Raw genomic sequence first — 13,876 nt, forward strand, 5'->3', positions numbered from 1 at the left:
CCCCCTACCCCGCAAACAGGCAAGCGGCCCCGGGAGCACGAGACTCCCGGGGCCGCTCTATCTCGAAGGGGCTACCGCGCAAGGCGCGGCGCCCGACGGGTCGAAAGGAATTAGATGCCCAGCTCTTTCTTGATGGCCTCGATCTTGGCATCGGCGGCAGCGTTGGCGGCGTCGTAGTCGGCATAGCTGTCCATCTTGATGCCGCGCACCTCGATGTAGAACTTAATCTTGGGCTCGGTACCCGAGGGACGGATGGAGACTTTGGAGCCGTCGGCGGTGAAGTATTGCAGCACGTTGGAGGTGACGGGCATGTCGAGTTTCGACTTTTCGCCGGTGACGGGGTTGAGGGCTTCGAGCGAGTCGTAGTCCTTGACGCATACGACCGGCGAACCGGCGAGCTCTTTCAAGGGGTTGGCGCGGAAGCTCTTCATCATGGCCACAATCTCCTCGGCACCCGATTTGCCCTTGCGAACGACCGAGATGCCTTTCTCTTTGGAGAAGCCGTATTTGATGTAGATGTCCTGCAACATCTGGTACATGGTCATGCCCTTGTCCTTGGCCCAGGCGGCAATTTCGGCCATGAGCGAGATGGACGATACGGAGTCTTTGTCGCGCACGAAGTCCTCGGGGAGGAATCCGTAGCTCTCCTCACCGCCACCGATGTAGCGGGCCTTGCCCTCGTTCTCGCGGATAACCGAGGCAATCCACTTGAAGCCGGTGTAGCAGTCGTACATCTTGAAGCCGTTGCGCTCGGCAATGGTCTTGATGGTTTCGGTGGTGACGATGGTCTTGACGATGTATTCGTTGCCCTTGAGCAGCCCCAGCTCCTTGTTGCGGGTCATGAGGTAGTTGAGGAATATCATCACAATCTGGTTGCCGTTGATGAGGACAAACTCGCCCTTGTCGTTGCGGACGGCCATGCCGATGCGGTCGGCATCGGGGTCGGAGGCTACGACGAGCTCGGCATCGGTCTCAATGGCTTTCTTGATGGCCATGTCGAGGGCGGCGGGCTCTTCGGGGTTGGGCGACACGACGGTGGGGAAATCGCCGCTGACCACATCCTGCTCGGGCACGTGGATGATGTTGGTGAAGCCGAAGTTCTTCAGCGAGGCGGGCACGAGGCGCACGCCGGTGCCGTGGATAGGCGTGTAGACGATTTTCATGTCGTGGTGACGGGCAATGGCCTCGGGGCTGAGCGAGAGGGTCTTGATGCGGTCGAGGTAACGGCGGTCGATCTCCTCGCCGATAATCTCGATGAGAGCGGGGTTGCCCTGGAATTTCACATCCTTGACCGAGGTAATCTTGTTCACCTCGTCGATGGTGTTCTTGTCGTGGGGGGCAATCATCTGGGCACCGTCGCTCCAGTAGGCCTTATAGCCGTTGTACTCCTTGGGGTTGTGCGAGGCGGTGAGGATGACACCGCTCTGGCAGCCCAGCTCACGGATGGCGAACGATACCTCGGGGGTGGGACGCAGGGCGTCGAAGAGGTATACCTTGATGCCGTTGGCCGAGAATACGTCGGCAGCCACCTCGGCAAAGCGGCGGCTGTTGTTGCGGCAGTCGTGACCGATGGCCACCTTGATCTGGGGCAGGTCGGCAAATGCCTTCTTCAGGTAGTTGGAGAGTCCCTGGGTAGCGGCACCCACGGTGTAGATGTTCATGCGGTTGGTGCCGGCACCCATGATACCGCGCAGACCGCCCGTACCGAACTCGAGATCCTTGTAGAAGGCCTCGATGAGGTCGGTCTTATCTTCGTTGTCGAGCATGGCCCGTACAGCGGCTTTCGTCTCTTCGTCGTAGCCTTCGCCCAGCCATACCTGAGCTTTGGCCTCTACTTGTTTCAATAAATCTTCGTTTCCCATATATTCAGAATTCAATAGTTAATTGTTTCGTCGATTTACGGTTGTTTATTTCGCTGTGACAAATTTAGTTATTTCCTCGAGACTGGTGCAAAAATTAAGAAAAAGTTTCGTATCGTTTTCACCATTCGGGGAAAAAACAGGGTTTAGAACTGCGGAGCCTTCTCGAGGAAACGGTCGCCGGTCTGGCGCACAATCTCTTCGTAATACTCCTGGGAGTAGCCGGGGAAGAGGGGCGAATCGGGCAGGCCGTAGCCGTTGTCCTTGAAGTGTCCGTTCTCTTCGCGCTTGACGTTGCCGTCGAGGAATTTGACCATGAGGTATTCGCCCAGTTGCTTCCAGCGGGCGGTCGAAGCCTCGGCAGCCTCGCAGCTGTACTGGGTGAGGAAGGCCACGGCCTCGGCGGGCGAAGTGGCGTAGAGGTCGGCAGCAGCCTTGTCGATGGCAGCCTGGCGGGCGTTGAGCGAGCCCTCTATGGCGGTCTGCACCTTGCGGATGTCGCCGATCATGGGCTCGTAGCGGGCATAGGCCATGTTGGCTACCCAGTTGTGAACCCAGAAGGCCGAGGTCCAGGAGAAGTCGTACATCGAGCCGTTGCTGGGGCTGAAGCACTCGGGCACGCGGGTGATGCTGCAGTACATGGGCACATAGATGCAGGTGTTGGCATCGTCGACACCGAACCAGAGCACACCGCCCACGGCGTCGGGCAGCCAGTTGCGCATCTGGCCCACGAGGGTGAAGCCGGTCTGCTGCGTGGCGATGGCCCGCTCCATGCAGTAGGATTTACCCTCGACCTGGAACGACATGGGACGGAAACGGTACGGTACCTTGAAGGGACCGGCACCCACATCCTGCGTCATGTCGAAGGGGGTACCCTCGAAGTGGTCGCGCATGGCCTCCTTCATATCCTGCACGGTGAGTTTGCGCGAGGGCTTGATGTAGAGGGGGAAGGGGTTGTAGACCTCGCCGTTGATGTAGGGGAGGTACTGGTCCATGGTCGTGTCGTACTTGCGGAAGAAGGCCCACACGCGGGCATCGCAGGCCCGCAAGGCGCCGAAGTCGGCGGGGTAATAGGTCTGGGCAAAGCTGAAATCCTTGTTCAGCCCGTCGAAGTAGCCCATCTCGCGGGCAAAGGAGATGACATCGGGCGAGTAGAGGCAGTTCTCCTTGTCGTCGAGGGGAATCTTGTGAATGCGGGGATAGTTGGCGTGGCCGGCAATGCAGTCGTCGGGGATGCGGATAGCCACCCACACGGCACCGCGACGGTCGGGGCCCTTGCCGATGAGGTCCATCACCCACACCTCGTTGGGGTCGGCAATGGTGAAGGACTCGCCGCTGCTGCAGTAGCCGTATTTCTTGACAAGGCCGGTCATCACCTTGATGGCCTCGCGGGCGGTCTTGGCCCGCTCGAGACCGAGTTGGATGAGCGAACCGTAGTCGATGATGCCGGTGGTATCGACCAGCTCGGGACGTCCGCCCCAGGTCGATTCGACAATGGTGAGCTGATGCTCGTTCATGTTGCCCACCACGGCATAGGTGTGCTCTACCTGCTCGATTTCGCCCAGCGGTTTGTTGGTGTCCCACTCGACAATCTTGCGCATGGAGCCCTTGGGCCAGTCGGCAGCCGGCGACGAGGTGAGCGCCCCATACAGGGTATGGGAATCGGCCGAATAGGTTACCAACACACTCCCGTCGGCCGTAGCCTGCTTACCGGCTATCAAACTCGTACAGGCCCACGCCTGCGGCCAGGCGGCCACGGTCAAAAGAGATAAAATCGCTAATTTTTTCATATCTAATCGGTTATTGTTATTTACCAAACAAATGAGCCGGTGTATTCCCGCTCGTTGCCACACATGTCGGTAGCCCGTACCCGCAGGGTGTGCTTGCTACCCTTCTTCACCCGGTTGCTCTCGAGGCGATACGAGATGCGGCCGGTCTTGCCATCGAGTTCGAAGAGGACAAACTTGCCGTCGATTTCGCCGCGATAGCTCTTGAGGCCGCTGGCATTGTCGGCCACCTTGAGCACCACGGTGCCCCGCGAGCCCCAACGCTCGGGCGTCACGGGCTGGATGGTGGGTGCCACCGAGTCGACCGCTACGGCATAGGAGCCGAAGTTGCGGATTTTGGCCTTGTACCAGCCGTCGGCATACTCGCCCGCTACCGGGTAGACCCGGCTGCCCTTGATGCGCACCAGGTAGTATTGCCGCTTGTCGGCCAGCGGGTCGCGGGTGAGGCGTATCGAAATCTCGGCCGGACGGTGCAGCGAAATGTCGTCCGGGCCGATGATGTGAGTATCGGAGTAGTAGCGGTTCGACTCGAGCTTGCGCCGCGTAAAGTCGATGTTTTCGTACAATGCCCCGGCGGGGACGAAGATACCAAAATCGTCTTTCTTATACAAATTGTCGACGGCATACGAGAAATAGATGCCCGATTTCTGGGGCTCGACCGGCTCTTGCAGCCGCCCGACCAGCGAGAAGTTCAGCACCGATTGGTTGCCGTCGTAGTCGGTGAGCACATAGCGGCAGGGATAGACGCGCTCCTCATCGACGTGGAGAATGCCGTGATTGTCGACCTGCTTGTAGATGGAACGCAGGCGGTTGCCGGGTGCCACATAGGTGCGCATGATTTTCCCGTCCTCGGTGAAGCTGTTGATGTAGCGGGTCTCGTCGAACGAGTAGCGGTAGATATAGGTCGAGAAGAAGAGGCTGTCGTCGACATAGAGGTCGACCTGATGCACGCCGTATTTGTTGGCCGTGCCGGTCATGCGGTCGTAAGCCTCGATACCGAACGAGACATCGCCCCAGGCCGGAATGGGTTCGCCTATCGAGTAGGCCCCGGCACCGCTCTTGGTAGCCTTGCGTTCGAGCCGGCGGGACGAATTTTCCATCACCCCGGCATGCGTATAGACCACCACCCGACGCGCCTCGGGAGCCACGTCGTCGGTAATGTATTGCGAAAGCCACTCCTGCGGGTCCATGGGGTCCTGGGTAGCCGTGTCACGGATGTCGAGGTGCAGGTGAGGCCCGCCCGACGAACCGGCGTTACCGCTGTATCCGATCATATCGCCCTGCCCTACCGGGATTTCGCCCTCGGCAAATTCGCAGTCGATCGAGAAGCCCTCTTGCTCATATTGCAGACGACGCACAATCTCGTCGATAAAAGGGGCAAAACTCTTCAGGTGACCGTAGACGGTGGTCAACCCCGACGGGTGATTGATATAGACCGCACGGCCGAAGCCCCACGGCGAAACCACGACCCGCGACACATAGCCGCCATCCATCGCATAGACCGGCAGGCCGGTGCGACCCTGGGTTTTCAAGTCGATACCCGAATGGAAATGGTTGGGGCGCAACTCCCCGAAATTGGCACTCATCAACAAAGGTATTTTCAACGGCGCAATCATTTCGCCACGGCACACGGGGACAACGAGAGCCAGAACTACCCCCAGCCATATACCACGTAAACGCATATTATCCTTTCTTTTTCTACATCGTGTAAAACGGTAGCCTCTACCCGACCGTATCGAATCTGATGCGAGATCCCGAGGCTCGACCCCTTACATCCTTGCAAAGATAGTGAAAGGTGAGAGCAGAGACAAATGAAAACCAAGTTTTCAATTTGACTATGCCGAGCCGCATCCTATCTTCGTGTAACAAAGATAGTGAAAGGTGAGAGCAGAAAAAATAAGCTCGCTTGATTTTTTATGCCGAACCGAATCCTATTTTATGAAAAGATAGTGAAAGGTAAATACAAAAAGACTAACTTGTTTGAGATTTTTTTGCCATGCCGCAGTATTTCCATTCCCAAAGAAGGAACCTCCTTTGCCCGTTCTTTCTGCCAAATTCTGAGAAACACACCTTTCACAAACAAACATATCGGATAAAAACAATATATTTGCAAGAGAGCGTCATATGACTCAACCCATATTCAAACATCAACTGAAATACTCTTTTGAAAAAGACATGTCATGAGCAAAAAACTCCAGATACGTAACAGCACGGCCGAATTTCTCATATTTCAAATAGAAAACCAAGAAGACGGTATAGAAGTGATGTATAGAGACGAGACCCTTTGGCTGACCCAAGACGCCATTGCTCTACTGTTCGACAAAGGTCGCTCTACAATAACCGAGCATTTGCAGAATATCTTTCAAAGTGGTGAGTTACAAGAAGATTCAGTTTGTCGGAAATTCCGACGAACTGCCGCCGACGGAAAAGAGTACGCTACAAAGTATTATAATTTGGATGCCGTTATCTCGGTCGGTTACCGAGTCAATTCGATACGGGCAACGCAATTCCGTCAGTGGTGCACATATATTCTGCGTCAATTTGCCATACGAGGTTATGTCATTGACAAAAAACGTATGGAGAATGGCTCATTTCTCAATGAAGACTATTTTGAGCATCTGCTTGCCGAGATTCGTGAAATTCGATTGAGCGAGCGCCGCTTCTATCAAAAGCTGACCGATATTTACGCAACAAGTATCGACTATAACCGCAACGCTCCCACTACCCGTTTGTTTTTCCAAAAAGTACAAAACAAGATACACTATGCGGTTCACGGGCACACGGCTGCAGAGTTGATTGTAGAACGAGCCAATGCCGAAAAAGAACACATGGGCCTTACCTCTTGGGAAAACGCGCCTAATGGAAAAATCGTAAAAACCGATGTGGCGGTTGCTAAAAACTATTTGAAAGGAGACGAACTGGAGTCGATGGGAAGAATTGTTAACGCGTTTCTCGATTTGGCTGAAGACAGAGCCAAGCGTCGCATTCCCATGACAATGGAAGACTGGGCCATACGAATAGATAAATTTCTGGATAGTGACGACAGGCCCATATTGGCCGATGCCGGAACCGTATCGACCGAGCAAGCCAAATTATATGCCGAAACCGAATTTGAAAAATATCGCCTCATCCAGGATAAATTGTTTCAATCGGATTTTGACCGATGGAATGATAACCCGCTGATTGATTTCGACAACGACAAGGAGTGAATCGTCAAAGGTAACTCCCGCTTCAACCATCACCCCTAAACACAAAAAAGCAGCCCCACCTGAATATTCAGGCAGGGCTACACTATAACCAATCCTATCTCCTACCGGAGAAACACATTAGATTACAACATTACTTTTTCAGCTTTCTTGCTTACTCCGTCGGTGAGTACGAAGATGACGCAACGAGCACCCAGCTCCTGTTTGTCGACCGTGAGTTGACCGGCAGCCTCGGCAGTATAGAGCGTGCGGCCCAGCATGTCGACTACGGTGAGGGTGAAGCGACGGTCGGCGGTGTTGACAACCGTAACCTGGTCGCCATTGCGAGCGATTACGAAATCGGAAGCATCGGCAACAACCGACGAAATGGCCGATTCATCATCATCGAGACCTCCGTATTCATAGGCACCGATATCTCTTGTACCGGCAGCATACTTGCCACGAATATCGGTCGCGGGGATGAGTTCGGCATAGGTACCCGTAGCGTAACCGGCATTTACGGCGTCGCTGTTCTCGGCCGTCAAAGCCAGGTAAGGTACATAGTTGTCGGTCGAGAGTTCGGTGGCCAGAGAAACCATCGAGAGCGGATACGAGGCCAGCGTCTCCACGCGGTTGTTGTACAGGTCTTTCTTGTCGTTGAAGCACTCGTCGTCGATGAATTCGTTGACACCACGCTCGGCACCTACAATGATATTGTTGTAGCCGATGATGGGCGAACGGAGGTCGGCAACCGAATAACCCTCGGCACCAAAGATACCCGAAGCGTTGGCAAATACGAGGTTGTTGATGAAGATAACTTCGCCGCCCTTTTCGCCGTAGATGTCGCCTACACGCAGAGCACCGTCGTTACCGTAGAAGGTGTTGTTTATAATTTTGACGGGGATTTCGCTGTTGTCCGATACATCGATGGCAGCCTGGTTGGCCAGGTCGGAGGTGTTCTCGAGGAAGGTACAGTTGACAATCTTCACCTCTTTCATGTTGGAGTATCCGGCACCGGCATCTTTCGTCGAGATAGCCGTACCCACACCGTTCAGGTCGTTGCGGTAGAAGGTACAGTTCTCTACCAGCAGCGTACCGGCCTCGCCATTGTTCACACCGGCTTGTACGATGGCAGCACCCGTACCGTAACCGCTGTTCACGTAGTTGCCGTCGAAATAGGAGTTGCGAACCGTTACACTCACACCACGAGAAGCAATACCCGAGCCCCCCGAGCCCGACTCGTTGTCGATGAAGGTACAGCTATCGACTACCAGCGTGTTACCGGCAAAGAATACACCACCGCCGGGGTTATACTCGATCTGGCGACCGTTGAGGAAAGTGATGCCCTTCAACGACAGGTCGCAACCACCGACAGCACGCAAGATGCGGGCACCTTCGCCACCATCCTTACCGGCTTTCTCGGCGGCGCGCAGCGTGGTGTTGTCGCCGATAATCGAAACAATCTTGTTGTTACCCAAATCCAACTGACCACCTGTATCGAATACAGTATTGGCTTCGAGGTAGATAATCGTCTCCTCGTTCTCTTGTACACTACCTATTGCTTTGCTTACGGTTTTGAAAGCGGTGTCCCAAGACAATCCATTGTAGCTGTCGCTACCCGTACTGGCTTTCACATAAATTTCTGTGGCAGCAAAGGAGTTTGCTCCGAGAGAACCTGCCAACAGAGCTACTAATAAGAAATTCTTTTTCATAAAATATTGATATTAAGTTTATAAGATTACTTTTTTCGTGATTTGTGTCGTACCGTCGGTGGCTACGACCAGCAGAACGCCGTGGGCGAGAGAAGCCCGGGCTACCACGGCCGATTGCGGTACCGACAGGGTGGCTACCCGACGGCCGTCAATTTGGAAGAGATTTACCTCGAATGCGGTATCGGTGTGATTCTCGACTACCAGTTCGCCCGAACGTACATAGACTCTGAAGTCGGGGGCGGCATCGACCGAGGCAACAGCCGTAGGCACATCTTCGGTCACATATTCATAGGCACCGATGTCGACACCCTCGTCGTCGCGGGCATTGCCCAGCACATCGACCCCGGGGACGATATTTGCATCGCCCACCAGATATTCGGCCGTACCGGCATCGATGAGCGGACTCTCTTCGGTCGTAGCCAGATAGGGTACGAAGTTATCGGTCGAAAGCGTATCGGCGAATCCCACCTCACCTATCAACGTAGTGAGGCTGTCGATGTCGGCAATGAAGGGATCGCCCACATTCGACTCGCGCGCCGTGAGCAGCACGTTGCCATCGACCTCGTTGGCCAGTTCGGTTACATAGGCGTGAGGCTCGAGCACGGCGGCGTAGTTGTTGCGGCACACGATGGTACGTCCCGTAGCAGCCGGCGAAATGACGGCACTGCGCAAACCGACCACGGCGTTGTTGACGAAGTAGAGGGTATTGTTGCCGGTCTCGCCCACGTTGACGGCAGAGGTTCTTTTGTAGACCTTCTTCATCAGGGTCTGGTCGCCCTCCTCACCCTCGGCATCGTCTCTCAAATCGAAGTAGAAGGTGTTGTTCACCACCTCGGCCGTATTGGAAGATCCATTGAACAGGATATTGGGAACAGAGCCTACGGGAACACCCAGCGTAGTGTTGTTGTAGAAAGTGTTGTTGACCAGGCGGGCCTGCACGTTCGAGTTGTTGACGATACCCACGGCGTTGGCTCCCGAATTGGAGTTAATCACGTTGCCCTGGAAGATAGAGTTTTCGAGAGTGAAAACCCCGTCTTTACCCTGGAAATGGATAGAGGTACCACTCATGGAGTCTCTGTATCCTTCGGTCTCGTTGTTCTTGAACACGCAGTTGGTAATGGTCACGCTCATGGCATTCGTACCGGTAGCGATGGCGGCACCGCCGTCGGCTCCCGATGTCAGCGAACAGTTTTCAAAGGCACAGCTGTCGACTACCAGTTCGGAGGCACTGCCGGCATTGCCGGCAAAGTAGAGCACACCGCCCATGCTGGTGTAGTCTTTGACTCCGGTGAAGGTGATGCCCTTCAAGACCAGACGGGCAGCCTCGGTGCGCAAGATACGCTGAGCGGTACCGGCATTGATGGTGGAGCTGTCGCCGATGATTGTCAAATCGACCCGGTTCGTGCCGGTGGTCATGTTACTCTCTTTAAACTCGTGACCCGGTTTCAGGTAGATGGTCACCGGCTCGTCGGCCGTCACGTTGTTGATGGCCGAAGCCACTTTGGTATAGACGGCATCGACCGTCATACCGTCGGGTGCGTTTCCATCGGGATCGACATAGTAGACCTTGTCGGCTCTCCCGGGGAAGCTACACATAGCCGCCATCAGGACGGTACAGACAAGTGTAGTTGTTTTTTTCATGATTTTAGTCTTATTGGTTTTATCCGTTTTATCTTTATGTTACTGGTATACTCGTACATAGTCTATCACATACTCACGCGGCAATGCCTCTATGTCGATACCCTCGCGGCCTCCCCAGCCACCACCGAAGGCGAAGTTGAGCAACAGATAGAAATCCTTGTTGAAAGGCCAGTTGCTGTCGGAGTAAACCCGCGACCGTACTACGGTGAACTGGAGCTCGTCGTCGATATACCACATGAGCCGGTCGGGATGCCATTCGAAGGCATAGACGTGCCAATCTTCGGGATTCTCGATAGGTGCGCTCGAGGCGTAACGGTTGGGTTGGTTGTTGCCATTGAGTTCGGTCGAGTGAACCGTGAAATAGATGTTTCCGGGATCGTAGCCTACATGCTCGATAATATCGATTTCGCCACAGGCAGGCCAGTCGCTACGGTCTTGCGGGAACATCCAGATGGCAGGCCAGGAACCCAGACACACGGGCAGTTTGGCACGTACCTCTACCCGACCGTAGGTGAAGGCAAACTTGCCTTTGGTCACGACACTGGCCGAAGTGATGGGAATAATCGTATCGGCCCGATAGCCGTGCGAACCGCCAGCGCTCCAGGGTTTCTCGTAGAGCGCATTCTCGATGAGGGCGCTGTCGTTGCGGCAGACGATGTGCAGATAGCCGTCAGCCATGTAGCAGTTCTCCTCGCGGGCTACCGTATAATACTGTTCCTCGCCGTTGCGAGTGTAACCCTCTTCATAGCCCCACTTGCTGTCGTCGGGCAGACCGGTACCCTCGAACTCGTCGGAGAATACCAGCTTGGTATAGCGTTGGGGAATTTTCACCGACTTCAGGTTACCCTCGTTGTCGCACTCGAGACTCCATTGCGTACCGTCGTCCGACTTGAGCAGCAAAGCCTTCTCGGCCGACAGGGCATAGGGCACCGTACCCAACTCTTGCGTAGTGGTAAATACCCGTTCTCCCGTGCCGGGCAATTCCAGTTCGGTTTCAATCGAAACCTTTCCCCACCAGTCGACGGCTTCGAACGAGCCTTCGAGCGGAGTACCCGCACCTACTTGCAGGCTCACCTGTCCATTGGCATCGCTCACGGTCGAATGAGTCTCGCTATACAACAACTGAGGTTCGGCATCGGACCGTGTCGACAAGGTACGCTGAATATAGAAACGCACCGTCACCTCCTGGTTGGGCATGGGGTTACCTTGCTCGTCGCGCACTATGGTCTGATAGGGTATCCCCTTTATGGTTTGGGCACATACGTCAATTGCCGAAAGCAAACATACGGCCCATATGGCTAAAATAAATCTTTTCATCGTCACACCTATTTTTTAATAATCTTGACAGAACGGCGTCCTGTCTCATTTTCCATTTTCAACAGATACTCTCCGGCTTTCCGGTCGGCGAACCCGATTACGGCCTGCTGTCCATCGAGCATACGGCCCGAGTCGAGCATGCGGCCCTGCAAATCGTAGAGCTGCCAGGTGGTAACCCCCGAGCCCGAAACCGTGAGATACAGCACATCGGCTACGGGATTGGGGCCTGCGGTAAAGGTGAGGTTATCGCCCTTTATGCTCAAGATACCCGAGGTCGAGAACTCGATCGGTTGATTGAACCCTTGCGAGAAACGAACGACATTGGAGCGCAACACCGACTCGGTGAAGACCTCGCCCAACGTCCAGGTGAGGGTCTCGGTCGTGCAGCCTGATGTCGACAAAACCGATTGAGCCACGGCCTGCCCGCTCAATACCGACGCTACCGATAATAATAGTATAGCTTTCTTCATCATCGTCTCATCTGTTTTATTGGTTTACGGCTTCGGTCGAGATTGTACCGTCGTTGGCCACCTTGATGCGCCACATTTTACCATCGGGCGATTTTATGTGTACGTTGTCGGCCACTTCGGCACACTTGGCATAGGGCACACTGAGCAGTTGCTGAGTACCCAGGCTCACATAGCCGGTACCCCGGTTGACTTGTGTCTCGAAGAAGTAGGCGTCGGCACTCCAGTCAATATCGTAGAGTACGTTGACACGCGACGTGTTGGTGCCCTCTCCTACCTTGAGGGTGATGATACCCGAGGCATTGGTCGAGGTGGTATGCTCCTCTTCGTACACTACCGTACCGTCGGCCGAGCCTTGATGAATGCGCACCTTCAACTCGAGGGGCTTGTTGGAAGCGATGCTGCCGTCGTCGTTGCGCATCACGGCCTGATATTGAAACGAACCCGGAACCTGGGCTGCGGCTCCTAAGATTCCAAAGAATGCCGTCAAAATGGAAATGAATCTCTTTCTCATAAATTTCTTTCTATTTTTTATTTTACGTTTTACAAATAATTGTCTGTATCCTGTCCTTGTCTTGTGACATCACAAATGTAGATTGAATCGGGACGAAAGGCTTTACTGCGAGTATGTGATTGTTTGAAGTTTTGCATTCGCTATTGAAAAATTGTAGCAAAAACTTTGAAATATGTTGCAGAGCGGCCCGAGCGGCCCCGGAGAAGCCTTTTTGTGACTATTTTCTTGCATTTTTCCGAAAGGAAAACCGGGAGCGTTCTGCTCGCATCATAACCTCTGCCGAAGGCGCTATTTCGCAGGTAGGCCCCCCGAACTGCAATCTTGCAAGGGGGCAAACACAACCCCTCCTACCTCCCGGCCGAAACAGAAATTCCGATTGATTCAGGTGCCTCACTTCGGGAGGCACAACCTGCCGGGAGGCAGTAAGAGGATGGCTCGCGATGTATGATGATTGAAAACCTATTGATAAACCTTCACGTAGTCGATTACATACTCCTGAGGCAGCCCCTCGAGGTTCACCCCCTGGCTACCGCCCCAGCCTCCGCCGAAAGCGAAATTGAGTATCAGGAAGAAAGGTTGGTCAAACGGCCAGGCTTCCCAGCCCTCTTCGTCCTTGACCACCGAGTAGGTCTCGACCCCGTCGAGATACCAGGTGAGTTTGTCGGCCCGCCATTCGAAGCCATACACGTGAAAATCGGTGGCTACCGTGGGGCAGTCGACCGTAAAGCGTTTCTGGTTGTTCTTGGTGTGGTTGTACTTCTCGGTGTGTATGGCATAGTGCACCTTGGGCAGGTCGTAGCCCACGTTTTCCATAATGTCTATTTCGCCGCTCCGGGGCCATTTGCCATAGGTGTCTCGAGCCGGCCTCATCCAGATGGCGGGCCAGGAGCCCCGGCAATCGGGCAATTTGGCCCGTACCTCTACCCGACCGTATTTCCACTCACCCAATCCGCGGGTGGTAATGCTGGCCGAAGTAACGGGGGCCACACTGTCGCAGCGGGTCGTATCGACTGGTGTCGCCCAGGCCTTGCCGAACAATCCCTGCTCGATGCGGGCACTGTCGTTGCGGCAGACTATGTGCAGACAGCCATCTTTCTGATAACAGTTTTCGGGCCGCGCTACCGTATAATACTGCAACTCGCCGTTGCGCACATACCCCTCTTCGTAATTCCATCGGGTAGAATCGGGCAACCCCTCACCGTCGAAATGGTCTTCAAATACCAGTTTGCTTGTCGGGCTGCATGCCACCAACAGCCACAGCGGCAACCCGACCCAAATCCATTGCACTCTTTTCATGATTTCAAATTCTATTTGCGTTAACAGTGCAAAGATAGGCACGGGGCGGGGCTCGGCTCTTTCATATATGTAGCGCAGATTTCAGTTTATGTAGCAGA

Annotated in this window: 10 protein-coding genes; 1 reads left to right on the plus strand and 9 read right to left on the minus strand. The window is 54.5% G+C overall.

The window, feature by feature from the left end; all coding sequences use genetic code 11:
- Nucleotides 1-110: 110 nt before the first annotated feature.
- The 3 genes from NW211_RS00005 to NW211_RS00015 all read right to left on the minus strand — a co-directional run bounded on the left by NW211_RS00005 (nucleotide 111) and on the right by NW211_RS00015 (nucleotide 5,328).
- On the minus strand, nucleotides 111-1,862 hold the full coding sequence (locus tag NW211_RS00005; protein WP_258326418.1) for a phospho-sugar mutase: 1,752 nt from the start codon (nucleotides 1,860-1,862) through the stop codon (nucleotides 111-113).
- Nucleotides 1,863-2,005: 143 nt separating this feature from the next.
- Entirely contained in the window at nucleotides 2,006-3,649 is a 1,644-nt protein-coding gene (locus tag NW211_RS00010; protein WP_258326419.1) for a dipeptidase, read from the minus strand.
- Nucleotides 3,650-3,669: 20 nt separating this feature from the next.
- Nucleotides 3,670-5,328, minus strand: a complete 1,659-nt coding sequence (locus tag NW211_RS00015) for a M23 family metallopeptidase (RefSeq protein ID WP_087408066.1) — start codon at nucleotides 5,326-5,328, stop codon at nucleotides 3,670-3,672.
- A gap of 498 nt (nucleotides 5,329-5,826) precedes the next feature.
- Between NW211_RS00015 and NW211_RS00020 the strand changes: the two genes are divergently transcribed.
- Entirely contained in the window at nucleotides 5,827-6,855 is a 1,029-nt protein-coding gene (locus NW211_RS00020; RefSeq protein ID WP_087408068.1) for a virulence RhuM family protein, read from the plus strand.
- Nucleotides 6,856-6,977: 122 nt separating this feature from the next.
- Here NW211_RS00020 and NW211_RS00025 read toward each other — a convergent pair whose 3' ends face one another.
- The 6 genes from NW211_RS00025 to NW211_RS00050 form a co-directional block, all read right to left on the minus strand.
- On the minus strand, nucleotides 6,978-8,543 hold the full coding sequence (locus NW211_RS00025) for a right-handed parallel beta-helix repeat-containing protein (RefSeq protein WP_258326420.1): 1,566 nt from the start codon (nucleotides 8,541-8,543) through the stop codon (nucleotides 6,978-6,980).
- An 18-nt stretch (nucleotides 8,544-8,561) separates the two neighbouring features.
- Nucleotides 8,562-10,184: a choice-of-anchor Q domain-containing protein gene (locus NW211_RS00030; RefSeq protein ID WP_258326421.1), complete on the minus strand. Its 1,623-nt coding sequence runs from the start codon at nucleotides 10,182-10,184 to the stop codon at nucleotides 8,562-8,564.
- 39 nt (nucleotides 10,185-10,223) lie between these two features.
- Nucleotides 10,224-11,501 (minus strand): family 16 glycosylhydrolase, encoded by a 1,278-nt coding sequence (locus NW211_RS00035; protein WP_258326422.1) that lies wholly within the window; start codon nucleotides 11,499-11,501, stop codon nucleotides 10,224-10,226.
- An 8-nt stretch (nucleotides 11,502-11,509) separates the two neighbouring features.
- Nucleotides 11,510-11,974, minus strand: coding sequence for a T9SS type A sorting domain-containing protein (locus tag NW211_RS00040; RefSeq protein ID WP_258326423.1), 465 nt, complete (start codon nucleotides 11,972-11,974; stop codon nucleotides 11,510-11,512).
- Nucleotides 11,975-11,987: 13 nt separating this feature from the next.
- Nucleotides 11,988-12,482: a hypothetical protein gene (locus tag NW211_RS00045; protein ID WP_258326424.1), complete on the minus strand. Its 495-nt coding sequence runs from the start codon at nucleotides 12,480-12,482 to the stop codon at nucleotides 11,988-11,990.
- Between the two features lie 459 nt (nucleotides 12,483-12,941).
- Entirely contained in the window at nucleotides 12,942-13,778 is an 837-nt protein-coding gene (locus NW211_RS00050) for a glycoside hydrolase family 16 protein (RefSeq protein WP_258326425.1), read from the minus strand.
- Nucleotides 13,779-13,876: the final 98 nt, after the last annotated feature.

It is taken from the genome of Barnesiella sp. ET7 (assembly GCF_024733785.1).
GTDB lineage: Bacteria > Bacteroidota > Bacteroidia > Bacteroidales > Barnesiellaceae > Barnesiella > Barnesiella merdigallinarum.